Raw genomic sequence first — 26,767 nt, 5'->3', positions numbered from 1 at the left:
AGCTGCCGTTCTAGAACAGCGGGTCGTGGCGGATGTGCTCGGCGGGGGTGCCGGCGGCCATGAGGCGGAACTTGGTGGTCTGCACCATCGAGGGTGAGCCGACGATCTGGACGTCGCGGTCGGCCCACGGGCCGTAATCGGCCACCACCTTGCCGATCTGGCCGATCCGCAGTGGTTCGATGTTCGGGAAGCCGTCCGGCGATTCACCGGAACCGAAGTACCACCAAGGGTTTTCGTCGTTCTCTACGACGGGCGTGACGGTCAGCCAGCGATTGACCATCGCCATCCGGCTGAGCATCTCCAGATCGTAGAGGTCGCAAGGGAAGTGGCCGCCGACGAACAGGTGGGTCATCGGATTCGAGCGGCGCTGCGTCATGGCCATCAGCTGGGCGCGCAGCGGCGCGATGCCGGTGCCGCAGGCGATCATCAGCAGCTTGCGGCGGGTGTTGCGCGGCACGCCCAAACCGCCCAGCGCGGAACCGAATTGCCACTTGTCGCCGATCCTGGTGTGGCCCACCATGGCCGGGCTGACCCAGCCGCCGGTCACGCCGCGGACGTGAAACTCGATCTCCCCGTTGGGACTTGCCGGAGTCGCGGGCGACATGTAGCGCCACATCCGGGGCCGGGACGGGATCTGCACGCTGAGGTACTGGCCGGCCGCGTAGGCCATCGGCTGGTCGAGCTGCAGCCTGACGATCGCCAGATTGCGAAGGACCTCACGGTGTTCCACGACGGTGCCGGTCCAGATCGGGGGTGTGGTCTCCCGATCGGCCGCCTCCACCATGGTGTCGGAGATCAGTCCGATCGCCTCCGCCCACGCCTTGTCGACGTCGTCGGTCCACAGCTCGGTGCCCGCGAAGGCCTTCAGCGCTGTGTGCAGCGACTTGCTGACCGCCACGTAGTGTTCCCCGGTAATACCGTATTTCCGGTGGTCACGGCCGAGTTGCGCCAGAAAAGGGAGCAGCGCCTCGGGCTCCTCCAAGCGGTCCACGGCGTATCCGATGGCCTTGACCAGCCGGTCGCGTTGCGCGTCGAGTGCCGCGGGGAAGAAGTCCCGTACCTGGGGGTAGTCGGTGAAGAGAATTGCGTAGAACGAGCGGGCTAGGCGTTCGGGGCCGTCGTCTTCTGCAGCAACCGCCTTGAACGTCGTTCTGATCAATGCGATCGTCTGCGAATCCATTTGTCTCACAATCCCATCTCGCACGAGAACCCGGTCCGGGCCGGAACGCGCAATGTCGCAGAACACGCGTCGGCCGCCGATGGCACCGAGTGTAGGCGAGGTTTGCCAGCTACGGACAGACACCGGCGAATATCACGGGTGTGATTCCTCTAAACAAGCACAACTCTGGCAATCAGCCCAGGAAACAGACCGTTCGACTAGGTCCAGCGCTTAGTTCAAGCATCAACCTCAGTGAACTTGCATGCTTCGGTCTGCTTATTTCAGGTTTGTTGGCAACCTATCAGCTATCACGGCGAACGTCGAGCTAGCCGTTTTGCACACCCCCGGAATGTGATCTCCCGCAACAATCACGCGAGCCGTTATCTACGCCACAACAAAACCGACCGGTTCCGAATGTCGGATAAAACTGGCAATTCGCAGCACACGCCGCGCAACAGAACACACAAGTGCGAAGTCTCAATCGCGTCCTGGGCACGGGCGCGTCAACATCCGGGCGCGCCGGACCCGTCGGCGAGCCCCGGCAGCAGCGTTGCGGGCACGCCGCTGGCGTTCGATATGCGCCGCAACGCATCTCGGAACAGGTCACGTTCGGCGGCGTCCAGCGGGGCAAGCAGCTCGTCCTCGAGCGACTGCATGACCCGCTCCGCGGCCGCGAGCAGCGGGGTTGCCGGCGGCAGCGGGTACAGCGCGTAGGCGCGCCGGTCCGCCGGATGCCGGCGGCGTTCGACCAGTCCGGCGCGTTCCAGATCGTCGATCACGCCGACCATGACGTTGCGATGGATTCCGAGCGCCTCACCGACCTGCTGCTGCGTGCTGCCCGGTTCGGCGTGCAGGAACCGCAGCGGGCCGAAGTGCCGCGGCTCGATCCCCAGCGGGGCCAGCAGGGCCTTGAAGCGCATCCCCACATGACCGCCGAGGCGGCGCAGCAGGAAGGGCGGGCGGTCGCCCAGGGGCACGAAAGAGCTGGTCATGGGCCCATCATACGACAATCTAGGCACTCATATTGATTGCACTCTTGCAGGATAATCACTTCAGGTGCATAGTTTGGAGTACATCGACCCCCACGAATCGAGCCCCTCATGGACACCACACACCCGCCCGAGACCGGTGCCGTCCAGACCCTGAGTCGACGGCACTGGATCGCCTTCGGCGTCGTCCTCGTCGCCGGCTTCATGGACCTGCTCGACGTCACGATCGTCAACGTCGCGGCGCCCAGCATCCAGCGCGAGCTGAACGCCGCCTACTCCCAGCTGGAATGGGTCGTCGCGGCCTACGTCCTGGCCTTCGCCGCCACCCTCATCACCGGCGGCCGGCTCGGCGACATCTACGGCCGCCGACCCGTATTCCTTTCCGGCATCACACTGTTCACCGCAGCCTCGGCCGCCTGCGGCCTCGCCGCGAATCCCGACCTGCTGATCGGCGCCCGGTTCGTCCAGGGCATCGCCGCCGGCCTGATGGTGCCGCAGCTGCTCGCCACCATCTCGGCCACCTTCCCGGCGGACAAACAGTCCCGCGCCATCGCCATCTACTCCGGCGTCGGCGGATCCGCCTCCGCGGTCGGCCTGTCCCTGGGCGGCCTGCTGGTGCAATGGGACCTGTTCGGGCTGTCGTGGCGGCCGATCTTCCTGGTCAACATCCCCGTCGGCATCGCCGCCGTCGTGGTCGCCTTCTTCGTCCTGCCCAACTCCCGGTCCGCGACCGCGCAGCGCCTCGACCCGATCGGCATGGTGCTGGCCGTGTCCGCCGTACTACTGCTCGCCTACCCGCTCACCGAAGGCCGCCGACTGGGCTGGCCGACCTGGACCTTCGCCATGATGCTCGGTGCCGCAGGGGTTTTCGCGGTCTTCGTGCTGTACGAGCTGCGCCGGGCCCGCACGGTCGGCTCACCGCTGGTCGAGCCGGCGCTGTTCCGGTCCCGTTCCTTCGCGTTCGGGCTGGCCGGGTGGCTGCTGTTCTGGATCGGGCTGGGTGCGTTCTTCCTGGTCTGGACGCTGTTCATGCAGTCCGGCCTGGGCTGGACGCCGATGCGTGCCGGACTCACCGCCGTCACCTTCGCCGTCGGCGCCGGAGTCGGCGCCGGGACCTCGCTGGAGCAACTGACCCCGCGCTTCGGCAGCCGGGTGATCGTCGGCGGTGTGGTGGTGAACGCGATCGGCTTCGGCCTCTACGCGGCCATGGCCTACCGCTACGGCGCGGACTTCTCCTCGCTCATGATGATCGCGCCGCTGCTGATCACCGGGATCGGCTTCGGTGTGGTCGTCGCGCCCACCATCGACCTGCTGCTCGCCCAGGTCCCGCGGTCCGAAGCGGGTTCCGCCTCCGGCCTGCTCAACACCGGGCAGCAGCTGGGCGCGGCCCTCGGCGTCGCCTTGGTCGGCGTGCTGTTCTTCGCCCAGCTCGACCACGGTTCGGCGCACGGCGTCACCGCCGCGACCCCGCAGATCCGCGCCGAACTGTCCGCCGCGCAGGTCCCCGCCGCCGTCCAGGAGGAGATCCTCGCCGGCTTCGCCGCCTGCGTCCACGACCGCTCGGCCGCCGCCGACCCCACCGTCGTCCCCGCCAGCTGCCGAGTCCAGCCCGCCGGCCCCGGAGCCGGCACCGTCGCCGACATCCTCACCCGCGCCAGCCGTAAAGCCAACGCCGACAATTTCTCCCGCACCTTCGGCTACACCCTCTGCTGGGAGATCGGCCTGCTCGCCTTGGTCGCCCTTGGCTTCCTGGCGCTGCCCCGCGACGCCCGCCCGGCCGACCGCGAAACTGCCTCGCCCACAGCCGAACCCGCCCTTGTCTAGGAGACCCTGTGAAACTCCTCGTCATCGGCCGCAACCCGGAAGTCGTCACCGCCGCGGTCATCCGCCTCACCGAACACGACATCCCCACCGACGGAGTCACTCTCGACACCGACGCCCTCACCCACCTCGCCACCGGCACCGTCACCCACCTGGTGATCGGCGGAGGGGTGGCGGCCGACTCCCGAAAGCTCCTGCACGACACCGCCGTTACCCACGACGTCGCGGTGATCGACGCCGAGCGCGGCGGCCGCGCGGTGCAAGACTACATCACCGAAGTCCTGGTCCCCCAGCTGACGGGGAAGTAGGGCTCGACCGCACATTAGCGACAGAACGCAGTGCCCCTGGGAATCCCCAGGGGCACTGCACTGTCCAGAACAGGGCAGCCAAGAATCAGTCCGACGATGCACTCACCGGTTCACGCGAACTCCGGGCCACAGCGTAGGTCCGATCCGGGAAGAGGACCGAGGCCCCGAACCCGCCACGGAAGGCCCATAGGCGCTGCTGTTTCATGCTGACGGCGCATCGACTCAGTGCGCGGCGAGCCAGGTGCGGGTCTGTCGCTGGGCGATGTCGACGAGACGGTCGAGTCCCCAGTTGATGTCGGCGAGATGGGTGTTCGCCAAGGGAAGTTCGTTGATCGCCTCGGGGACGGTGAGGTCGATGTGATAGCGATGGAAGCCGTCCGGGTCGACGCACCGGCCCGTACCCTGGCCCCGGCTGGTGGTCCACGCGGAGGGCGAGGTCGGCAGTGCGTCGGGGAACGCCGTGTAGGCCAGGAGCAGGTTGATGCCGCCGGGGGCGAACGGGGCGCTCGGGATGGTGAGGCCGACCGGGCTGTCGTCGCCGGCCAGGACCGCGGGGTCGGTACAGGCGACCTGGTAGCCGGGGCCGTGCGGCAGACCCATCGCACCGGAGAGCAGATCGAGCTCGCTGTCGCCGAAAATTGAAGGGATAGGGGCAATTTCGGTGGAGTAGGCGACGACGCAGCCGTCCTGGCCGGGCTGGGTGCACAGCGGCAGGTCGGCGAAGTCGCCACCGGTCGTACTGTCCCGAGCCGTGGTGACGTTGCCGCCCATGAGGAATGCGCCGACCACCCGGTCCCGCAGGGCCGGATCGGGGTCGACCTGCTCGCGAATGAGCTTGCGCAGCATCATCGTGCCCTGAGAGTGGCCGATGAAGACGACGCCGCGCCCGTCGTTGTCGTGCGCCAGGTAGTCGTTCCAGGCGGCGAGCACGTCGGCGTAGCCGGTATCGAAAAGGCTTCCCGCGCCCAGCAATCCGGGCCCCAGGCCGGCCAGCGGCACCTCCCGATAGACGGGCGCGAAGACCCGGCACATGCTCGAGAAGCGGGCGGCCTGGAACTCCGCGATGGACCGGTACTCCGGCGCGGCCACGGGGTCGCCGTGCAGCGAGATCTGGTTGCTCACCGTGGGATAGACGTAGAAGCAGTCGACCGGCCGGTCCGCGTCGGTGGCCGGTCGGTCCGGCGTGACCGCCCCGGTCAGCAGATCGGTTGTGCCCGAGGGCAACTCGCACGGATTGTCGACCATTCCCGGTCGGCACAGCCAGGTGGTGCCCACGCTCGGCTGCGCGACCGCGAGCGGCGCACCCAGCAGCGTGAGGGCGGCCGCCGCTAACGCGCTCCATACCATCCGGGCAGTTCGAGGACGACATCCGCTCGCGGGCATCGGTTCGACATTCATTCGGCTCTCCGTTTCCTGTGACCGGAAACACGGTAAATCCGGCACCGGCGGTTGGCAAGTCACTGACTTGCTTCCCCTGACCGGCACTCCGACAGCTCGAGAGACCGATCGGCTGCTCCAACTCCCCCCGTGCGCCGCGCTCGCCGGTCACCGCGGGCACCCCTGGATATGCTGTGCCGATGCCGGCGCTTCGAACGACCCGATGACCGAGCCGGGAACGCCCAGACCCGCCGCCGTGCGCGATGCGGTCCTGGCCGCGGCGGTGCAGGTACTCACCGAATCCGGTTACGCGGCAACCTCGGTCCGCGCGGTGGCACGCCGGGCCGGGGTCAGCCAGGGCGCGCTGCAACACCACTTCCGCAGCAAGGCGGACCTGGTCGCGGCGGCGCTGGCGCACCTGGCCGGCGAGCTGAGTACGTATGCCGCGCGGGAATTGGGCGCTCTGCGAGGCACGCCGCGCGAGCAAGCAGAGACGCTGCTGAATCGACTGTGGGAGATCCACACTCTGCCGGTGTCGGAAACCATCGTCGAGATCCTCTCGCTGGCCCGCAAAGATCCGGACCTCGCCGCGCGAATGACTCCGGTGCTCGACACCGCCCACACGCTCACCTTGACCGCCGGCGCGAATGCGGCGCCCGAACTGGCCGCGCGCGACGGATTCGATCAGTGGCTGCTGGCCTGCGTGGCCACCATGCGGGGACTGGTCGTCGTGCACGACCTCGACGCGGCGACGACACCCGACTGGCCACAAGCACGCCGAATTCTGCTCCGCGCCTTCGACCTCACCTGATACGAGGCCGGAAAGCACTGTGCCCCTGGGAATCCCAGGGGCACAGTGCCGTCCGTACTACTTGCGTTTGTTGCGTGGCTGCCACACCACCAGTGCCGTACTGCGCACCGGCGGAGTCAGGTCGGGACGGTATCCGGCCCGCAGGCGGTCCACCTCGGCCGACAGTTCCGCGACCCGATCCTGCAGGGCCTCGACCTGATTGGTGAGTTCGATGATCCGTTTCACGCCGGCGAGATTGACGCCCTCGTCCTGGGACAGGCGCTGCACCTCGCGGAGCAGTTCCACGTCCCGAGCCGAATAGCGCCGCCCGCCGCCCTGGGTCCGCTGCGGCGTCACCAGGCCGAGCCGGTCGTACGTGCGCAGGGTCTGCGCATGCATGCCCGCCAGCTGAGCGGCCACCGAGATCATGAAGAACCCGCCGGCCACCGGTCGCTGCGACGGCTGTTCGGCCCCCGGCTCCTGCTTCGGATCACCGTTCATCGTGTATCACGCACCTGTCCAACCGGCTCGGGGATCGAAACCGCCCGCCTTCTCCGCATCCGCGTAGGCGCGCAGGGCCTCGGTCGCTTCGTCGTCGAGTTGTTGCGGCACCGCCACTTTCACCGTGACCAGCAGGTCACCGGCACCACCGCCGCGCTTGGGCACACCGCGCCCGCGCACCCGCAGGGTCCGGCCGTCGGCGGTGCCCGGCGGCACCTTCACCCCGACGCGGCCCTCCAGCGTGGGCACGGAAACCGTTGTGCCCAGGACCAGTTCGGCGTAACTGACCGGCAGCACCAGGGTCAGGTCGTCGCCGTTGCGGCCGAAGACCTTGTCCTGGCTGACGTGCACGGTGACGTAGAGGTCACCCGCGGGAGCCCCGCGCAGACCCGCCTCACCCTGCCCGGCCAACCGGATCCGTTGTCCGTCACGAACACCCGGCGGGATCCGGACCGTGATGGTACGGGTCCTGTTCTGGATACCCGTACCCCGGCAGTCCACACACGGGTCGTCGATGATCGACCCGGTACCGCGGCAGTCCTCGCACGGCTCACTGAAACCGAACGCGCCCTGGTTGCGGCTGATCACACCGGCACCGTTGCAGTGCGGGCACACCCGCGGGCTGGTACCCGGCTTGGCACCACTGCCGTGGCAGGTGGTGCACGGGGACGGACTGGTCATCCGCAGCGGAACCGTCACACCCTGGGCCGCCTCGCGGAAGCCCAGCGTGGTCTCGGTCTCCACGTCCTGACCGCGGCGCGGCCGCGACGAGGTACGGGTGGCGCCACCACGATTGAACAGGCCACCGAACAGGTCGCCCAGTCCGCCGTCGGCGCCGGCGGCCTGGCCGAAGATGTCGCCCAGGTTGAAGTCGCCGGCGAACCCGCCACCGCCACCCGCGGAGTAACCACCACCGGGGGAGAATCCACCGCGGCCGAAACCGCCACTGGCGAACAGCCGTCGAGCCTCGTCGTACTCCTTGCGCTTGTCGGTGTCCGACAGCACGGAGTGCGCCTCGCTCACGGCCTTGAACCGCTCCTCGGCCTTCGTGTCACCCGGGTTCTTGTCCGGGTGCAGGTCACGGGCCAGTTTGCGGTACGCCTTCTTGATCTCCTCCGGCGTAGCGCTGGAGGAAACACCCAGCTCTTTGTAGAAGTCCTTCTCGAGCCACTCCCGATTCACCGGGCATCCCCTCCTCTCGGCTTACTGTTCGTCGGGGCCGGCATGGCTGCCAGCGTTCGAGGAATCCGGCTCCTCCGCCGGATCCGTGATGCCGTCGGTGACACCGACCAGCGCCGGGCGGAGTACCCGATCGCCGAACCGATATCCCTTGCGCATCACCACGCCGAGCACCGGGTTGTGTCCGTCGCCCTCGTGCTGCACGGCCTCGTGCAGCGTCGGGTCGAACGGCTCGCCCGTCACACCGAACTCCTCGAGCCCCGTCTTGCGCAGGGCGTCGGTGAGCTTGTCGGCCACCGACTTCAGCGGGCCCGACTCCAGGTCGCCGTGCGCACGCGCGCGGTCCAGGTCGTCGAGCACCGGCAGCAACTCGGCCGCCACGGCCGCCTTGGCGCCGTCGATCGCGGACTTGCGGTCCCGCTCGACCCGACGGCGATAGTTGGCGTATTCGGCGGTCAGGCGCTGCAGATCGGCTGTGCGCTCGGCCAATTCGGAACTGATCGTGTCGGCCAGCTCTTCGCCGGACGGTTCCGCCGGCGCGGCGTCCGAGAGTTCCTCGGGCGCCGCTGCGGTTGCCGGTTCCGGCGGAGCCGGTGTCGACGCCCCAGCCGCCGTCTCGTCGCCGAGCGACTCGTTCTTCGGATTCGGGGTTGTCACTTCTGACCGGGCTCCTCGTCGACCACCTCGGCGTCGACCACAGTGTCGTCGGACTGCGGGGTCGCACCATCGGTGTGGCCGGCACTCTCCGCCGCCGAAGCGTCGTAGATGGCCTGGCCCAGCGCCTGCGACTCGGTCGCCAGCTTCTCCACCGCGGACTTGATGGCGGAGATGTCCTGACCCTTCAGCGCCTCGTTGGCCTCGGCGATGGCCGCCTCGACCTTGGACTTCACATCCGCGGGCACCTTGTCCTCGTTGTCCTTGATGAACTTCTCGGTCTGGTGCACCAGCGACTCGGCCTGGTTGCGGGTCTCGGCCTCCTCGCGGCGGGCCTTGTCCTCGGCGGCGTGCGCCTCGGCGTCGCGGACCATGCGGTCGATCTCCTCCTTGGACAGGCCGGAGCCGTCCTGGATCTTGATCGTGTTCTCCTTGCCGGTGCCCTTGTCCTTCGCGGTGACGTGCACGATGCCGTTGGCGTCGATGTCGAAGGTGACCTCGATCTGCGGCACGCCGCGCGGAGCCGGCGGGATGCCGGTCAGCTCGAAGGATCCGAGCAGCTTGTTGTGCGCAGCGATCTCGCGCTCACCCTGGAAGACCTGGATCTGCACCGACGGCTGGTTGTCGTCGGCGGTGGTGAAGGTCTCCGACCGCTTGGTGGGGATGGTGGTGTTGCGCTCGATGAGCTTGGTCATCACACCGCCCTTGGTCTCGATGCCCAGCGACAGCGGGGTCACGTCGAGCAGCAGGACGTCCTTGACCTCGCCCTTGAGCACACCAGCCTGCAGGGCGGCACCGACGGCGACGACCTCGTCCGGGTTGACGCCCTTGTTGGGCTCCTTGCCACCGGTCAGCTCGCGCACCAGGTCGGTGACGGCGGGCATACGGGTGGAACCACCGACCAGCACGACGTGGTCGATGTCGGCGACCGAGATGCCGGCGTCCTTGATGACCTGCTGGAACGGCTTGCGGGTGCGGTCCAGCAGATCGGAGGTGATCTTCTGGAACTCGGCCCGGGTGAGCTGCTCGTCGAGGAACAGCGGGTTCTTGTCCGCGTCCACGGTGATGTAGGGCAGGTTGATCGAGGTCGACTGCGAGGACGACAGCTCGATCTTCGCCTTCTCGGCGGCCTCACGCAGCCGCTGCAGGGCCATCTTGTCCTTGGTCAGGTCGATGCCCGAGGTGCCCTTGAACTTGTCGACCAGCCAGTTGACGATGCGGTTGTCCCAGTCGTCACCACCGAGGTGGTTGTCACCGGCGGTCGCGTTGACCTCGACGACACCGTCGCCGATCTGCAGCAGCGAGACGTCGAAGGTACCGCCACCGAGGTCGAAGACGAGGATGGTCTGTTCCTTGTCGCCCTTGTCCAGGCCGTAGGCCAGCGCGGCCGCGGTCGGCTCGTTGACGATGCGGAGCACGTTCATGCCGGCGATCTGGCCGGCTTCCTTGGTGGCCTGCCGCTGCGCGTCCTCGAAGTAGGCCGGGACGGTGATCACCGCGTCGGTGATCTCCTCGCCCAGGTACTCCTCGGCGTCGCGCTTGAGCTTCATCAGCACCCGGGCGCTGATCTCCTGGGGGGTGTACTGCTTGCCGTCGATGTCGACGTGCCAGCTGCCGTCACCCATGTGGCGCTTGACCGACCGGATGGTGCGGTCGACGTTCGTCACCGCCTGGTTCTTCGCGGGCTGGCCGACCAGCACCTCACCGTTCTTGGCGAAGGCGACGATCGACGGGGTGGTCCGGGACCCCTCCGAGTTGGCGATAACCTTCGGCTCGCCGCCTTCCAGCACGGCGATGCACGAGTTGGTGGTCCCGAGGTCGATACCGACCGCACGAGCCATTGTTGTTCCTCCCTGAGGTATTACGACGAAAACTTGTGTGGGTAGCAGGGCGGGTTGCCTTGCTGCGGAAGCCCTGCCGTGGAAGCCCTCGCGGACTTCATCGGACCTGACCCCAACACCGCACGGAGCACGGTCCCAGCAATACTGAGCGTGGTCGGCTCAATCTTGCTCCTCCGGCGATCCGGAGTCAACCGCAAAGTTGAGTGACATCGACTCAATGTTGTCGAAGTGGACAACCCGGCACCCCGAAAGCCCATTCCCGCCATACCGATATATGTGACGCACATCACAAAGTAGTCGCACAACCGCACGGTACCGTGCCGACATGAGGGCAGTTCTGTGCAGCAACGGCCGACTCGACGTCGCGGACATCCCCACTCCCCGCCCCGGCCCCGGACAGCTTCTTCTGACCGTCAGCCGCTGCGGCATCTGCGGCTCCGACCTACACGCCCGCACCCACTGCGACGACCTCGCCGACCTGGCCGCCGCCGTCGGCTACCCGCAGTTCATGCGCTCCGATCAGCAGATCGTGCTCGGCCACGAATTCAGCGGTGAGATAGCCGAATACGGGCCCGGTACCCGCCGCCGCTGGAAGGCCGGCACTCCGGTCGTGGCGCTGCCGATCCGGCGCGAAGGACGCACACCGCAGCTGACCGGCCTCGCCGAACCCGCGCCCGGCGGTTACGCCGAACAGGTCGTGGTCCAGGAATCGATGACGTTCCCGATCCCCAACGGGCTCTCCGCCGAACACGCGGCACTGACCGAACCGATGGCCGTCGCCTGGCATGCGGTGCGCCGCAGCCGAATCGGCAAGCGCGAGACCGCGTTCGTAATCGGCTGCGGGCCGATCGGGCTCGCCGTGATCTCGATGCTGAAGGCCGCCGGCGTGCGCACGGTGGTCGCCTCCGACCTGTCACCGCGCCGCCGCGAACTGGCGGCCCGCTGCGGCGCCGACGTGGTCGTCGACCCGCGCGATACCGACCCGTTCGGCGCCGCAGCGCGCCCGCCCCGGATCACCGGCGTCACCGATGTCCTCAACCTCGGCTTCGACACCATGGACCGGCTGCGCGCGGTCCCGCAGTTGCCCTGGTGGTACCTGTTCCGCGGCCTGCACGCCCTGAACGCCGCGCCCAGCGGCCCGGTTGTCTTCGAATGTGTCGGCGTGCCCGGCATGATCGACGGAATCCTCACCGCCGCACCGCCGTTGAGCCGCGTCGTGGTCGTGGGGGTGTGCATGCAGGCGGATACCTTCCATCCGGCGATGGCGATCAACAAGGAGATCGACGTCCGGTTCGTCCTCGGCTACGACCCGGGCGAGTTCCGTGACACCCTGCACATGCTGGCCGACGGGCGGGTCGATCCGGCACCGCTGATCACCGGAACCGTCGGATTGGACGGCGTCGCAGCGGCTTTCACCGCTCTCGGTAACCCGGAGCGGCACGCGAAGATCCTGATCGACCCGAGCAGCGCGGTCACCGACGTCTAAGGGAAGTTGCTGGTAGGAGCGCGAAAGCTGTTGCAAGACCCCAAAATTGGGGGCGGGCCGAAGCGTATACAGACAATGCTGTACGCAATAGAGTCGGCCGCATGATCGCCACGATGTCTCGCACCATGTTCGTCTCCCTGGCCATCGGCGCCGCCGTGGTCGCCGGTACCGGCGCCGCCTCGGCCGATACCACCCCGACCACATCCGACACCGGAAGCAGCTCGATGTCCGGCTCGCTGTCGGGCACCTACAGCGCCTTCATGAAATCCTTCGGCTCGGCGAACGGGCTCGCCGGCGCCGTCTACCCCGCCAGCCCGTTGCTGGCCGACCTGGTGTGCATCTTCGGTGGCGCCGGTTCGCAGTACTCCGCGCCGTACCTGCCCCCGGGCGCCGCCCCGGTCTGCAACAGCGACCTCAACCTGTGACGGTTCGGTCGGGCCCGCCACACCTGGGCAGGCCCGACCATCTCCGAGGTAGCTCGGCCGGTCGGCTCGGCGAGCACTTGTCCGTCGACGGCGAACGAGAGGCGCCGCCTCGGAGCTAACCGACCTGCGCCGCAATACCTTCCGCGCTGCGGACAGCGGTCCGCGCCGCCTGCGCGGTGAACTGATCCGCCAGCGGGTGCCCCGCCCGGCCCCGCCACTTCCGGACCGCGGCGAGTGCGTGCTCGTGCACCTCGGCGGCCGAAGCGGTCGGCGGCAGGCCCAGGCGCACGTGTGGCGCGAGCCCCGAACCACCCAGCAGCAGATGCAGTTCCGCGATATCCGCAGGCCCGTACGGTAATTCGGCTGTCCGCAGCCGCGCCAGCAAGCGCAACTCGGCGAACCCGTGTACATCGGCCAGCAGCGAACGCACCTGCGGCAGCAGGCTGTCCGCGTCGCTGCCCGGATGCTCGGTCAACACTCGCGCCAGCGCGGTCAACGCCGAATGCGCCTTCAATTGATCGGCGCGCTGCGCGAATTGGATGTCGAGCACCCCGCGCAATTCGTCCAGGCCGGAACGCTTGGTCAATTCCTGTGCCAGCAGCGAGGAATCGCGTGCACCGAACTGGATCAGCTTGATGGCCAACCGGATACCGAACATGCCGAACCGGGCCGCCAGATGCGCCCGCAGTTCCGGCGCCACCGGCAGCGGCAGATCGGGACGGGCGAACCGGTCCGCCGACAGCATCGCCGCGTCGAGCTCCAGGATCGGCACCCCGGCCAGTGCCTCGAACGCGTCGAATTCGCGTTGGCGCAAGGTCGCCGCCGCGTACGCGAGCAGGCCGGCCACCGGAATCACCGCCTGGCACAACCCGGTTCGTTCGAGTTCCCCGGCGAACCGCGACGCCACGTCGCGGGCCGACTGCAGGGCGTCCAGTCGGCCCGAACCGATCTCGTCGGCGCGCGACACCACACCGATCACGCCCAGCGGTCCACCGAAACTCTCGCCCTGGTGGGCGCCCAGCGCCTCCAGGAAGTCGATATCGACGTCGTCGAGCCGGCGCAGCAGGTAGACGACCGCGTCGACACCCGACGACACGGTGTGCGGCGCGTCGGCGGGCGCCCGCGGCGGCAGCACCCGCCTGGCGCCGGAACCGTCCGCGCCCGGCATCAGCAGGGCCGTGGTGCGCTGGGAGACCTCCCGCGACAGCGACGAGGTGCCGGGGGTGTCGATGACCGTGGTGCCGGCCAGGTCGGCGGCGGGCCACTCGACCTCCAGGTGGTCGACCTCGTGCAATCCGGGCGCCGACCAGCGCAGCGCGGACAGATCGAAGCTGAGGCCGTGCGCCCCCGGCAGACCGTCCGCGCCCGGTACGCGGCGCACCGCCACGTCGGCGCGCGCGCCGTCGGCCGACAGCGCCGACACCCGCGGCGCCAGGCCGTGCCGATACCAAGTGACCATGCGGGTGCACTCGGTGGCGTCGGTGGGCGCGATGTCCTGGCCGACGAGCGCGTTCAGCAGCGTCGATTTGCCGGCCTTGAGCTGACCGGCCAGCGCGACCCGCAGCGGCTGCTGCAGGCGCTCGGCGCAGTCGGCGAGCTGCCGGCCCGGACGGGACAGTTCCGGGAACGCGGACCGGGCCCGCGCGACCAGCTCGCGGGCCTGCTCGACCAGGCCGCCGGCGGGCGCGGCGACCGGGATACCCACAGTTCGAAGGCCTGGCTCGGGCTCGCGACGATGCCGCCCGGCGGCGGTGAACTCCGAATTCACTCGGTCACTGTAACCGAGTTCGCCACGGTGGCGATTCGGGACGAAACACGCGAATCACCCGGGGAGCGCCGCCGCTGGTCGAGCGTCCAACATGGTCTCGGCGTACCGCCGCAACTCGGCCACGATGCGCAGCTGCCGCTCCAGTTCCGCCGCCCGCTCGGCCCGCCGCGCGGACTCCACACCGGCCGCGTCCTGAGCCGCCTGCAGCGAATCGTTGATCGAGCGCAGACTGCGCTCGGCTATCCCGCTGAAGTGATCGCGCAGCACCCGGTGCACCCGGTGCAACCGGTCGCGGGACTCCTTGCCCGCCTGGAACCCGACATCGTCGAGGAACTGCCGGACCGCCAGCTTCGCCGTCGCCCGGCGCCGCGCCAGCCGCTCCTGCTGATCGTCACGGAACGCCTTGCCGCCCAGCAACATACCGGCGCCGAGCGAGATCGGATTGATCAACGCCAGACCGGCGACGGTACTGACCAGGCCGACCATCACCATGCCGCCGTAGGAGCCGCGCATCCCGACCAGCAGCTTGTGCCCCAGCCCCAGATCAGGTTCCAGATCCGACAGGGTCACCGACTCGACCTTCGAATCCTCAGGTTGCAGACCGGTTTTCACATTGGGCAGGTCGACGCCGCCGAACTCCACGAAGTGCTCGGCGACCCGTTCCGCCAAAGCCAGCGCGCGGGTGTGAGTCCACAGCAGATTGTCACCGAGCGCGGTATCGACTGTGCCGGTGAGCCATTCGCGCATCCGCTCCCAGTGCTTGCCCGGATCGTTGGCGTCGAGCCATTCTTCGGCCGTGCGGCCGACGCCCCGAAGTCGTTCCCGCAGATCGTGATCGATATCGCCCGCCAGATCGGTGACGCCGTCGCTCAGCGTCTGCTGCCAGGTCGCGGTGCGCCGGTGCAGGTCCTCGGCGGCGATCTTCGCGGTGCGCAGTTCGGCGATCGCGGCGGCACCCTGCTCCGGATCCTTCAGCGCCACCAACTCACTACCCAGCGCGAGCGCCAGATGTTCTGCGGCGGAGGAAATGTCGACGGCCACGGCGTGCACCGTCTCCGCCTGGTCACGCGCCACCACCTGGACCCGCAGGAAGTCGTAGAGCAGACCGAAACCCGACTCGCGGCCCAGCTGCTCGTCCTGCAAACGCAGCGCGTGGGTCCGCAGCAGCGACGACACCGGGATGATCGGAACGTCCACCCCGCCCCGCGCCAGATGCGCGGCATCGGCCTCGCACACCTGCCGCCAGTGCGGGTACAGGTCGGTCTTGGCCAGCACCAGCGCCACCGCGGGACACAACTCGCGCACGCGGCGCAGCAGTTCCAGCTCCGGTTCGGTGAGTTCGGTGGACGCGTCCGACACGACCAGCACCGCGTCCGCGGTCGGCAGGAAACTCATCGCGCCCGCCGCCCCCTGACCCCCCACGGCCGGCGTGTCGACCAGGACGATGCCGTCCGCGAGCAGAGCGTTCGGCGCGGCGATCTCCACCCGCGCCACCTGGCCGTGGGGGGTACGGGGCCGCACCGCGGGAATGTCCGGCAATGCCAACGGAACTCGCTGCCCAGCCGGTTCGGACAGCACGAGATGTGCCTCGGTCCGCAGCCCGTGTGCCAGCAGCAGCGGCACCGTCGTGGTCGTGTCGTCGCCGACCGGGCAGAGCTCGACATCGAGCAGGGCGTTGACGAATTGGCTCTTGCCCTGGTTGCCGAGCCCCACTACCACGATGCGGCGGCGGGGATCCCGGACCCGTTCGACCAGGGCCCGCAGGCGCTCGACCAGGTCGCCCCGGTTGGCACTGCGGGCCGCGGTCAGGGTCTCTTCCAGGGCCGTCAGCAAGACCGGCGCGGGTGCGCCGGTCTTGCTCGGGACAGTGGTCACCTCCACGGTTCCTGTCTACTCCTCGATCTCAGTGCAGCAGGCCGCCGAGGTCACCGGCGGCGTGTTCGCCACCCGCCGGGGCGATGTGCGGGTCGACGCCGGCCGCGTGCGGGTCGGCGTGCACGCCGCCGGTCACCGCGCCGGTCCCGCCGAGCGCGCTGTCGACCGGGTTGTGCGTCACCGCACTCGGGTCGACGGTGCCGAAGGTGTGCGAAACATCCACCGTCGACCACGGATTGGCCGCTCCGGCCCCCACCGCCGCATTCGCGCCGGCCCCAGTGAGCCCGTGGATCCCGGTGTCGACCGCACCACCGGCAGCCGCTCCCCCGGCCGCCCCCGCACCGCCGGACAACGCCGACTCGAGCCCGCCGGTGGCCCCACCGTGCGCCTGCAACGCCGAGGTGAGACCACCGGCAGCGTCACCACCCGCGTGCAGCGAGGTGTCCAAACCCGAACCCGCACCAGCACCAGCGGCCGCACTCCCGGTCACATCCGAACCAGCGTGCAGCGCCGAATCCACACCACCACCGGCCGCACCCTGCACCGCGGCATTCAAACCACCAGCCGCACTCCCGGTCACACCCGAACCAGCGTGCAGCGCCGAATCCAGACCACCACCGGCACCCGCCGCACCCTGCACCGCGGTATTCACGTTGCCGGCCGCGCTTCCGGTCACATCCGAACCAGCGTGCAGCGCCGAATCCAGACCGCCACCGGCACTGCCCGCGCCCTGCACGGCGGCATTCACGTTGCCGGCCGCGCCCTGCAGCGCCGAGGTCAGTCCGCCGGTCGCACCCGAGTGCAGCGAAGTGTCCAACCCGGAACCCGCACCGACCGCACCCTGCAGCGCGGCGTTCAAGCCGCCGGTCACATCGGCCCCGCCGTGCAGCGCCGAATCCAGTCCGCCACTCGCACTACCCGCACCCTGCAGCGCGGCGTTCAGACCACCGGTCGCATCCGCACCGCCGTGCAGCGCCGAGTTCACACCCCCGGTCGCACCGGCGGCACCCTGCAGCACCGCGCCCAGACCACCGGTCGTCCCGGTGTGCAGCGCGGTGTCCAAACCACTGCTCGCACTCCCCGCACTGCTACCGCCCGGCAGCACCGAGCTGAACCCGCCATCCGCAGCACCGCTCAAGGCACCGGAGAGGTCGGCACCGGTGTGCGCCGATCCGGTGGCCGCGGCCGCGAGCCCGGCATTGGCCACGCCGGCCAGTCCCGCCCCGGCCCCCGCCACACCGCTCAGCCCGGAAGCCGCAGCCCCACCGAGCCCCGCCGCCGCACTCCCGGCAGCGCCCGCTCCCGCAGCACCCGAAACCGAACCACCAAGTCCAGCAGCCGCATTCGCCGCACCACTCAAAGCGCCGGACAGCCCACCACCGGCACTACCCGCAGCCCCACTGAGACCACCGCCCAGCCCAGCCGAACTCCCCAGCCCCGCCCCGACACTGCTCCCGGCCCCCGCCGCAGCACCGAGCCCAGCTCCCGCACTACCGGTCAACGCACCACCCAAACCGGCAGCGGCGTTCCCCGCAGCGCCTACAGCGGAACCCAAGCCCGCACCCGCACTACCGGATACGAGCCCACCGAGGCCAGCACCGGCACTACCGGCAGCACCCACACCCGCATCAGCACTGCCAGTCAACGCACCACCCAAGCCCGCAGCCGCGTTACCGGCGGCACCGGCAGCCGAACCCAAACCCGCACCGGCGCTTCCGGACACAAGACCGCCGAGGCCAGCGGCGGCATTACCCACAGCACCGACACCTGCATCAGCACTACCGGTCAACGCACCACCCAAACCGGCAGCCGCGTTACCGGCGGCACCGGCAGCCGAACCCAAACCCGCACCGGCGCTTCCGGACACCAGACCGCCGAGGCCAGCAGCAGCATTACCCACAGCACCTGCAGCCGAACCCAAACCCGCACCCGCACTACCTGATACAAGGCCGCCCAGGCCAGCACCGGCACTCCCAGCAGCACCGACACCTGCATCAGCACTACCGGTCAACGCACCACCCAAACCCGCAGCCGCGTTCCCCGCAGCACCCGCAGCCGAACCCAAACCCGCACCGGCGCTTCCGGACACCAGACCGCCGAGGCCGGCGGCTGCGCTCCCAGCGGCACCGGCACTACCCGCGGCACCGAGCCCGGCGTCCGCACTACCGGATACAAGGCCACCCAGGCCAGCACCGGCACTACCAGCAGCACCCACACCGGCATCAGCACTACCGGTCAACGCACCACCCAAACCGGCAGCGGCGTTCCCCGCAGCGCCTACAGCGGAACCCAAACCCGCACCCGCACTACCGGATACAAGGCCGCCGAGACCAGCACCGGCACTACCGGCGGCACCGACACCGGCATCAGCACTACCGGTCAACGCACCACCCAAACCGGCGGCGGCGTTCCCCGCAGCGCCTACAGCGGAACCCAAGCCCGCACCCGCACTACCAGATACGAGCCCGCCGAGACCAGCACCGGCACTACCAGCAGCACCCGCAGCCGAACCGAGACCGGCGCCGGCCGCACCCGAAACACTGCCGCCGAGACCGGCAGCTGCATTCGCCGCGCCGTTGAGCGCACCGCTCAATCCGGCGCTGCCCGCAGCGCCCAGACCAGCCGCCGACCCGAGGCCCGCACCGGCGGAACCGCCGAGGCCGGCTTCGGCACCACCGGAGAGGGCACCGCCCAACCCGGCACCGGCGCCCGCAGCTCCCGAGATCGCGCCGCCCAGGCCCGCCTCCGCCGAACTACCAAGTCCCGCAGCCGCATTCCCAGCCAGACCGGCCGCGCTGCCCAGACCGGCAGCGAGGTTCCCAGCTGCCCCGAGCCCGGCATCCGCGCTACCCGAAACGATGCCGCCCAGACCGGCTGCCGCACTCCCGGCGGAACCGGCGGCCGCACCGACAGCACCCGAAAGCCCGCCACCCAGACCAGCGGCCGCATTCGCCGCGCTCCCGAGCGCACCGGTCAATCCGGCACTACCCGCGGCACCCAAACCAGCCGCAGATCCCAGACCGGCTTCCGCCGAACCACCGAGACCGGCGTCAGCACTGCCCGAAACAAGTCCACCGAGACCAGCAGCTGCGTTACCGGTAGCGCCGACAACAGAACCCAGACCGGCGCCCGCACTACCCGAGACCAGACCACCGAGGCCGGCGGCCGCGCTACCGGCGGCACCAGCACTACCCACGGCACCGAGCCCGGCGTCCGCGCTACCGGATACGAGGCCGCCCAACCCAGCGGCGGCACTCCCCGCAGCACCGAGACCCGCTTCCGCACTTCCGGAGAGCGCACCACCCAAACCTGCTCCCGCGCCGGCCAATCCGGAGACCGCACCACCCAGACCCGCACCCGCGGCGCCAGAAAGCGCGCCACCCAAACCCGCAGCAGCGCTACCCGCGGCACCAAGACCCGCTTCAGCCGAACCACCGAGACCAGCTTCGGCACCACCGGAAAGCGCACCACCCAAACCCGCACCCGCGCCGGCCAATCCGGAGACCGCACCACCCAGACCCGCACCCGCGGCGCCAGAAAGCGCGCCACCCAAACCCGCAGCAGCGCTACCCGCGGCACCAAGACCCGCTTCAGCCGACCCGGCCGCACCGGCGGCAGAACCGAGTCCGGCGCTGCCCGAGATACCCAGGCCAGCACCGGTTTCCGCGGACAACGCGCCGCCCAGACCCGCTGCGACATTGCCCGCGGCACCGGCAAGCCCACTCAGACCTGCCGACAAACCGGCGGCAGATCCGAGTCCGGCACCTGCTTCACCCGACAGCGACCCACCGAGGCCTGCTGCGGAACCGACACCGGCGCCGACCGCAGCGCCCAGTCCGGCCGCGGCGCTTCCCGCGGCACCGAGGCCCGCGCCCGCTTCACCGGACAGCGCGCCACCCAGACCGGCGGCCGCACTTCCCGCGGCACCGGCGAGACCGCTCAGCCCGCCCGACAGACCCGCTGCGGAACCCAGTCCGGCACCTGCTTCACCGGAGACCGACCCACCGAGACCGGCCGCGGAACCCAGTCCGGCGCCCGCCGCGCCGCTCAGGCCCGCGGCGAGGTTTCCGGCGGCGCCCGCCGCGGCACCGAGGCCCGCGGTTGCGCTACCGGTGAGGTCCGCGCCGAGTCCGGCTGCGGCACCGGCGAATCCGCCGAGGGCGGCGTTCAGGCCCGCGGCGGATCCGGCGCCCGCGCCGGCTGCACCGGACAGCGCACCACCCAGACCGGCGGCCGCACTTCCCGCGGCACCCGCGACACCACTCAGCCCGCCGGTAAGGCCGGCGGCGGAACCGAGGCCCGCCTCACCGGAGAGCCCGCCACCGAGCTGCGCACCGAGCTGACCGCCCAGGTTCGACGCCCCGCCGAGGGCGGCGGCCAGTCCGCCGGCCGCACCGGCGCCAGCGCTCGCACCCGCCGACAGCTCGCCGCCCAGTCCGGCCGCCGCACTGCCGAGTCCGTTCACCACGCCACCGAGCGCACCGCCGGCACCCGCCGTGACACCTCCGACCGCACCACCGAGACCGTTGACGACACCACCGAGCGCACCACCGGCACCGCTCTCGACGCCACCGACCGCGCTACCGAGCCCATTGGCCACCCCGCTCAGCGAGGCACCGAGCCCGGTCTCCGCGCTACCGAGTCCATTGACGACACCACTCAGGCCGCCGCCCACCCCACCGACCGTGCTTCCCAACCCGTTCACGACGCCGCTCAGCGAGCCACCAGCACCAGCCGCCGCACTACCAAGCTCATTCACCACGCCACTCAGCGAAGCGCCAGCACCCGCCGCCGCACTCCCGAGCCCGTTCACCACACCACTCAGCGAGCCACCGGCACCCGCCGCCGCACTTCCGAGCCCGTTCACCACACCACTCAGCGAGCCACCGGCACCAGCCGCCGCACTCCCGAGCTCATTCACCACGCCACTCAGCGAAGCGCCGGCACCAGCCGCCGCGCTACCCAGTCCGTTCACTACACCGCTGAGTCCGGCCTCCGCACTGCCGACGGCACCGAGTGCCGCGCCGGCGCTGCCGAGCCCGGCCAGTCCGGCGCCCAGGCCCGCCGCGGCCTCGCCGACGGCACCCACTCCGGCACCGAGGCCGGCGGTCACGTCGGTCACCGCGCTCAGGCCGACGTCGGCGGAAGCGCCCAGGCCGGCGGTCACGTTCTCGGCGCCGCTGAGGGTGCCGGTCAGGGCGGCGGCGACGGGGATGCCGGCCGCGACCGCACCGCTGAGTCCGGCCGCGATCGGGCCCAGACCCACCTCGATGCCCGCGCCGGGCGTGACGGTCGCCACCGTGGTCAGGCCGGGGAGGGAGATGCCGCCGAGCCCGATCTGCAGGCCGCCCGCGGACCCACCCGAACCGGAGACCGAGCCGCCCCCGCCGAGGTTCAGACCGCCACCGATCCCGCCGGTGAGTCCGGTATCGATGCCGCCGGTGAGTCCGGTGTCGATTCCACCGGTCAGCCCGGTGTCGATCCCGCCGCCCACGCCGGTGTCGATCGCGGCACCGGGCACCCCGGAGGCCGCGGCGACGATCGCCGCCAGCTGGGACCCGCCGCTGACCAAGGCCGACTCGGCCACCATCGGGGCGGCAGCGGCGATATCTTCCGGCGTCACCGACTCGAGGCCTGCGGCACTGAGGGACGCGGTGGGGTTGGCACAGAATCCGGCTGCCGCGTCCGAGTCACGGAGCAAACCGAGAATGAACTCGAGAATCGCGTTGGGGCTCATCGTCATCGTCTCCTGGATCGGCGGATCGGGGCGACCCGCAGCAGTCGAATTGACTTTCACGCTACGAACGCGAGTCGTTACAGGTAACGGGGTCGAGCCCCCCGAAATCCCCCGGGGCGGGGTTGGGGGTGGAACCGGCATTAGGGGAATTTCCCCATGTTTTTCCGACCTCGGTAACGCGGAACCCCCAGCAACCGACAGGCGGGGTAGGTCGGAGTGGTGTCCGCATGGTTACGGACGTCAACCGTTTCGAACAAAATGCACGCGCACTATGTTGGAACAGCGACGTTCACAGTAACGTCCCAGTTCGAGTGACTAGGGGTTCTCGGATGACTCAGGGCCAGACACTCGGCGTTACGGTGGGTTCGTCGTATACGACCGCCGTGACGACGTCGGGCGGTATCAGCACCCGCGCGAAGGCTCAGGTCCGGCCGACTGCGCCGCGCCTGGCGCCGGAGCTGGCGCACAGCCTTCTCACCCGGGTCGGTGACCCGGTCGATATTCGCTGCGACGACGGATCCTCGGTGGCAGCAGCCGATTTCGTGGCCGACGTGATCGACAGCGTCATGGTGAAGAGCCCCAGCGAAGGTGTTGTCGCGGGTTACCCGGCGTGGTGGACGCCGCAGACCGTGGAGGCCCAGCGGGCGGCCCTCGACCGGGCCGGCCTGAATGCGGTGGCCCTGGTCCCCGAGTCGACGGCGGCGCTGCGCTGGCTGGCCGATGCCGACAATGCACCGCACGCCGGTGTGGTGGTCGTCTACGACCTGGGCACCACCGGGCTCACGGTTTCGGTGGCGGAAGCGGGCCCGAAGCCGGGCCTGCTGGCCGAGCCGGTCCGCACGACCTCGGTCGCCGGCACCGAATTCGACCTGCTGACCATGCGTTATGTTCTGGCAAATGCCGTCGGCGACACCGATCTGGACCCGTTCGATCCCGCGGTCGAATCGGAATTGGCCGCTTTGCGGGACCGCTGCCGAATTGCGAAAGAGGATCTGTCCCGGGTCACCGCCACCACGGTGGAGGTGGCGCTGCCGGGTATCTCCCGCAACGTCCGCCTGGTCCGCGACGAACTCGAGGAACTCTTCCGCGGCACCCTGCTGAACTCGCTCGACCTGGTGCACACCGCGCTGCGGCGCGCGCACATCGCCCGCACCGACCTGGCGGCCGTACTGCTGACCGGTGGCGGCGGCGCGATCCCGCTGCTGACCGAACTGGTGTCCGCCGAGTTCGGGGTGCCGACGGTGTCGGATGTGGCGCCGGGCACGACGGCCGCCCACGGCGCGGCCCTGCTGGCCGCGGATCTGCTTGCGGAGGGCCAGAACACGGCCGCGATCCCGGCGCTGGCGGCCGAGTCCGCCCCGACCGTGATCGCCCGGCCCGAGGCGGTCGCGGCGCTGGCGACGGTGGAGGCGGTGGCCGCGGAGATGGCGCGGCCGAAGGTTCCGCCGCTACCCGAGGCGGTTCCCGAGAAGGAGCCACGCTTCAACCGCTGGCAGCGCACGGCCTTGATCGGCGGCGGCGCGGTGATCGTGGCGGCGCTGGCCACCGGCACCTTGGCCCTGGGCACGGCCGTGTTCTCGAACTCCCCGACCGGGAACTCCTCGGCGACCACCCCGGCGAGCCCCGCGGCTTCGGCGGCACCGGGTGCCGCGACCTCGGCCGCCCCGGGCGCTGCGGTACCGGCGGGCATGCCGGGCGCACCGGTATCGGGTGCGGCGGCCGGCGCGCCGGCGCCGAACGGCAACCCCGGGGGCGTGGCGGGTGCGCCCGGCAGTACGGGCGGCAACTCGGCCCAGTCCGCTCCGGGCGCGGCAGCCCCGGGCAGCGCACCGGCGGCCGGCGCGCCCGCCCCGGATCAGCAGCCACCGGTCGTGAGCGGCGGCGACCCCGCCGCACCGGCTCCCGCAGCACCTGTTCCGGCGCCTGCCCCGGCCCCGGCCCCAGCCCCGGCGCCGGCCCCGGCACCTGGTCCCGCACCCGCTCCGGCACCCGCACCTGCCCCGGCTCCCGCTCCCGCACCCTCCCCTTCCCAGCAGGGCCCGTCGCTGCCCGGCGTGATCGGCGGCGTGGTGAACGGCCTGGGCAACACGGTGGACGGCACGGTCGACGGTGTCACGAACACCGTCGGTGGCGCGGTCAACGGTCTGCTGGGCAACTCCCCGCAGACCTCCACGTCCCGAGCGCCACGATGAGGCTGCCATGACCAACAACACTGCGATCGCGCTCGAGTCGTTGCCGGGCGCCCGGGAGGTTCTCCGCGAGCTCGAGTTCGCGAACGGGGAACCGTTGGTCCATCTGATCCGTGGCCGTTCGGGCACCGGGAAATCCACGCTGCTGAGCGCGATCCGGGCCCGGCTGCGAGCGCACGGGGTCACCGCGTGTGAGGACATGGAGGCCGCGCTCAACGGCAGCGGCCCACGTGCCCTGATCGTCGACGACGTGCACACCCTGGACGCCCCCGAGCTCGACAAGCTGTGCGCGGCAGTCGAATCCGGTTCGTGCACGGTGGTGATGGCGACCCGGCCGCATCCGCACGATCAGGCGCTGCGCACCCTGACCGACGCGACGGCCCGGCGGGGCCGGGTGCTGGAGTTGCGCGCCCTGGGAGTCGCCGATATCGCGCCGTTCGCGCGGGAGCTGGGCATGATGGTGCCGCGGGCGGTGGCCGCGCACATCCACCGCCAGACCGCGGGTATCCACAGCGGTGTGGTGGCGGCGCTCACCGCGGCGGCCGCGACCCGGCTCGACGGCGGGATCGCCGCGGTCGAGGCAGCGGTGACGGAGTGGGCTCGAACCTTGTTGAACCACACCGATCCTCGGCTACTGGAGGTGCTGGCGGTCGCGGCGACGGGCGCCGGGCTGGACTCCGACGAACTGTCCGAGGTGCTCGGTGTCGACCGCGACGTCGTGGTGACCCTGATCGACGACGCGCGCGCGGGCGCCCTGGTGACGGACGCGGATCTACTGCTGGAACCGGCGGTCGCACCGCTGCGGACCCTGCTGGGCGACCGTCGCTACCTGAGCGTGCAGCGCCGCTTGTTGCAGACCCGGCTCGACACGGGCCTGCTGCGCGACCACACCGCGCTGCTGCTGGCGGAGTCCGGTGTCCAGGACCCGCGCTTGGCCGAATTCCTGTGTGCGCATGCGGAAAAGGTCGGCGCCGACGCGCTCCGCTACTACCGGGCCGCGGCCGCCGCGGGTGCCGATCCGGAGGCGATCGCGGTGCGCTGGGCCGATGCCGCCGCCCGCGCCGGTGACAGCGACACCGCGCTGCGCTTGGCCGAACCGGTGCTGGCCCGCGCGTGCGCGCCCGAGAACGCCACGGACGCAACAGGTCCGGCCCCGACACCCACCGATCTGGCGCTGGCGGTGCGAACCTGCGCCGGTGTGTGGGCGCGGCGAAGTCTGATGAACCGGGCCGCGCAGTTGTACAGCTGGCTGGGCGCGCACCGGGTCGGCGCGGACTGGGCGAACGGCGCGACGGTGCTGTACCTGTCCGGGGAACCGGAGCAGGCGGCGGCGTTCGCCGCGTCGGCGGTGCACTGGCCCCCGACCGAGACGACGGTCCGTTCGGCGACGATCGCCGGCGCGCTGGCCCGCACGGTGACGACCGGCCCGGTGGCCGAGGTGCAGTTGCCGCTGCCGCCGGTGAACCGCCAGGAGTGGTCGCTGGCCGGTTTCGACTCGGACGCGCCGCCGCGGAACGCGGGTGGCGAGCGCACTCGTTCCGCGGTGGCGGCCCTGATCCAGGCGGCCCGTTCGAACGGCGCGGCGGGCGCGGAACGCTCGCTGCCGTGTTCGTCGGCCGCGATCGCGACGCTGTTGTGCCTGAGCATGGGTGAGCCGCGCCGGGCGGCCGACGCGCTGCGCGGCTGTGCCAAGGATCCACAGGCCCCGGTGCTGTCGGCGTGGGTGTCGATGCTGGGCGGTGACGAGCAGGCCGCCGCGACCACGATGTCGCAGGTGGACGTGGCGGAACTGCCGCCGCGCGACCGGCTGCTCGCGCACGGGGTGCTGGCGGGCCTGGCCCGCCGCGGCGGTGACGACGCGGCCCTGGCCTTGGCGTGGGAGTCGGCGTACCCGCTGCTCGACGAGGTGGGCCCGGATCTGTTGGCGCTCTTGCCGATCGGTGAACTGTGGCTGACCGCGATCCGGTTGCGCGACGAGGGCCGGGTGCTGTCGCTGGTCGACGGCGCCCGGGAACTGTTGGGCCGCTTGTCGGATCCGCCGGCGTGGGCGAATGCCTTCCACTGGTATGCGATTCAGGCGGCGATCGCGAAGGGCTCGCCGGACGAGTTGCTTCCGCCCGCACACCGTTTGAAAGAGGCTGCGGCAGCGGGTGATCCGCATGCGGCGGTCCTCGCCGACGCGGGCCGCAACTGGGTGCTGATGCTGCGCGGCCAGGTCGATCCCGACCGCGTCACCGCAGCTGCGGTTCGCTTGGCGGACATCGGCTTACGCTGGGACGCGGCGAAGCTGGCGTCGGAAGCCGCTCTGGTGGTGGGTGATTCGGCTGCGGCGACGACACTGCTGAAGTTGGCGCGCACGATCCGCGCGCAGGCGCGGCCCCAGGTCCGCCCGGTCGTCCGGCCGGAACCCGCGGCGCCGCCGCCCGAGCAGCGGGTCGCGCCGGCCAATGACGTGTTGTCGGAGCGGGAGCGCGAGGTTGCCGAGCTGGTGCTGCTGGGTCTGACCTATCGCGAGATCGGTGCTCGCCTGTACATCTCCGCCAAGACCGTGGAGCATCATGTCGCGCGGATCCGCCGCCGCATCGGCGCGGGTAGCCGCTCGGAGTTATTGTCGATGTTGCGCGCCATGGGTCACGGTTCACTCCTCGTGTAACGGTCACTGGGTGCC

General features: G+C 70.4%; 17 protein-coding genes. 7 read left to right on the top strand and 10 right to left on the bottom strand.

The genetic code is table 11. The features are described from left to right. Nucleotides 1-10: 10 nt before the first annotated feature. Nucleotides 11-1,180 (bottom strand): globin domain-containing protein, encoded by a 1,170-nt coding sequence (locus tag EBN03_RS29165; RefSeq protein ID WP_122191365.1) that lies wholly within the window; start codon nt 1,178-1,180, stop codon nt 11-13. Nucleotides 1,181-1,662: 482 nt separating this feature from the next. Beyond that, the gene (locus EBN03_RS29160) at nt 1,663-2,151 is read right to left on the bottom strand and encodes a MarR family winged helix-turn-helix transcriptional regulator (RefSeq protein WP_122191364.1); all 489 of its coding nucleotides are present in this window, start codon (nt 2,149-2,151) and stop codon (nt 1,663-1,665) included. Nucleotides 2,152-2,259: 108 nt separating this feature from the next. Here EBN03_RS29160 and EBN03_RS29155 point away from each other — a divergent pair, with 108 nt between their 5' ends. Further along, nucleotides 2,260-3,972, top strand: coding sequence for an MFS transporter (locus tag EBN03_RS29155; protein WP_122191363.1), 1,713 nt, complete (start codon nt 2,260-2,262; stop codon nt 3,970-3,972). Nucleotides 3,973-3,980: 8 nt separating this feature from the next. Then, nucleotides 3,981-4,277 (top strand): hypothetical protein, encoded by a 297-nt coding sequence (locus EBN03_RS29150; RefSeq protein WP_122191362.1) that lies wholly within the window; start codon nt 3,981-3,983, stop codon nt 4,275-4,277. 222 nt (nt 4,278-4,499) lie between these two features. Here the strand turns inward: EBN03_RS29150 and EBN03_RS29145 are convergent, their stop codons facing one another. Further along, nucleotides 4,500-5,624, bottom strand: a complete 1,125-nt coding sequence (locus EBN03_RS29145) for a DUF3089 domain-containing protein (protein WP_122191361.1) — start codon at nt 5,622-5,624, stop codon at nt 4,500-4,502. A gap of 253 nt (nt 5,625-5,877) precedes the next feature. Between EBN03_RS29145 and EBN03_RS29140 the strand changes: the two genes are divergently transcribed. Then, on the top strand, nt 5,878-6,465 hold the full coding sequence (locus EBN03_RS29140; RefSeq protein ID WP_122191360.1) for a TetR/AcrR family transcriptional regulator: 588 nt from the start codon (nt 5,878-5,880) through the stop codon (nt 6,463-6,465). A 57-nt stretch (nt 6,466-6,522) separates the two neighbouring features. On the opposite strand, the gene EBN03_RS29135 is transcribed toward EBN03_RS29140, so the two are convergent. The 4 genes from EBN03_RS29135 to dnaK all read right to left on the bottom strand — a co-directional run bounded on the left by EBN03_RS29135 (nt 6,523) and on the right by dnaK (nt 10,619). Continuing rightward, entirely contained in the window at nt 6,523-6,873 is a 351-nt protein-coding gene (locus tag EBN03_RS29135) for a heat shock protein transcriptional repressor HspR (RefSeq protein WP_122191390.1), read from the bottom strand. A 78-nt stretch (nt 6,874-6,951) separates the two neighbouring features. Beyond that, nucleotides 6,952-8,127, bottom strand: coding sequence for a molecular chaperone DnaJ (dnaJ, locus tag EBN03_RS29130; protein WP_122191359.1), 1,176 nt, complete (start codon nt 8,125-8,127; stop codon nt 6,952-6,954). A 21-nt stretch (nt 8,128-8,148) separates the two neighbouring features. Beyond that, nucleotides 8,149-8,781 carry a nucleotide exchange factor GrpE gene (gene grpE, locus EBN03_RS29125; protein ID WP_122191358.1) on the bottom strand — a complete coding sequence of 211 codons (633 nt, stop codon included), beginning with the start codon at nt 8,779-8,781 and terminating at the stop codon, nt 8,149-8,151. Beyond that, on the bottom strand, nt 8,778-10,619 hold the full coding sequence (gene dnaK, locus EBN03_RS29120; protein ID WP_122191357.1) for a molecular chaperone DnaK: 1,842 nt from the start codon (nt 10,617-10,619) through the stop codon (nt 8,778-8,780). The genes grpE and dnaK overlap by 4 nt, the downstream gene beginning before the upstream one ends. 325 nt (nt 10,620-10,944) lie before the next feature. On the opposite strand from dnaK, the gene EBN03_RS29115 reads away from it, so the two are divergent. Continuing rightward, complete coding sequence (locus EBN03_RS29115) at nt 10,945-12,105, top strand: zinc-binding dehydrogenase (protein ID WP_122191356.1); 1,161 nt, start codon at nt 10,945-10,947, stop codon at nt 12,103-12,105. Nucleotides 12,106-12,206: 101 nt separating this feature from the next. Beyond that, nucleotides 12,207-12,530, top strand: a complete 324-nt coding sequence (locus tag EBN03_RS29110; RefSeq protein ID WP_122191355.1) for a hypothetical protein — start codon at nt 12,207-12,209, stop codon at nt 12,528-12,530. Nucleotides 12,531-12,645: 115 nt separating this feature from the next. Here EBN03_RS29110 and EBN03_RS29105 read toward each other — a convergent pair whose 3' ends face one another. The 3 genes from EBN03_RS29105 to EBN03_RS33870 form a co-directional block, all read right to left on the bottom strand. Continuing rightward, nucleotides 12,646-14,235, bottom strand: a complete 1,590-nt coding sequence (locus EBN03_RS29105; RefSeq protein WP_407671264.1) for a dynamin family protein — start codon at nt 14,233-14,235, stop codon at nt 12,646-12,648. Between the two features lie 117 nt (nt 14,236-14,352). Next, nucleotides 14,353-16,173, bottom strand: a complete 1,821-nt coding sequence (locus EBN03_RS29100) for a dynamin family protein (protein ID WP_122191388.1) — start codon at nt 16,171-16,173, stop codon at nt 14,353-14,355. A 28-nt stretch (nt 16,174-16,201) separates the two neighbouring features. After that, nucleotides 16,202-21,910, bottom strand: a complete 5,709-nt coding sequence (locus tag EBN03_RS33870; protein WP_147471746.1) for an IniB N-terminal domain-containing protein — start codon at nt 21,908-21,910, stop codon at nt 16,202-16,204. A gap of 383 nt (nt 21,911-22,293) precedes the next feature. Here EBN03_RS33870 and EBN03_RS29065 point away from each other — a divergent pair, with 383 nt between their 5' ends. Further along, complete coding sequence (locus tag EBN03_RS29065) at nt 22,294-24,102, top strand: Hsp70 family protein (protein WP_158675773.1); 1,809 nt, start codon at nt 22,294-22,296, stop codon at nt 24,100-24,102. Between the two features lie 7 nt (nt 24,103-24,109). Next, entirely contained in the window at nt 24,110-26,752 is a 2,643-nt protein-coding gene (locus EBN03_RS29060; protein ID WP_122191348.1) for a LuxR C-terminal-related transcriptional regulator, read from the top strand. Nucleotides 26,753-26,767 lie beyond the last annotated feature (15 nt).

Origin of the sequence: Nocardia stercoris (genome assembly GCF_003696265.1) — a bacterium.
Lineage (GTDB): Bacteria > Actinomycetota > Actinomycetes > Mycobacteriales > Mycobacteriaceae > Nocardia > Nocardia stercoris.
This window is presented reverse-complemented; position numbering and strand designations above follow the sequence as displayed.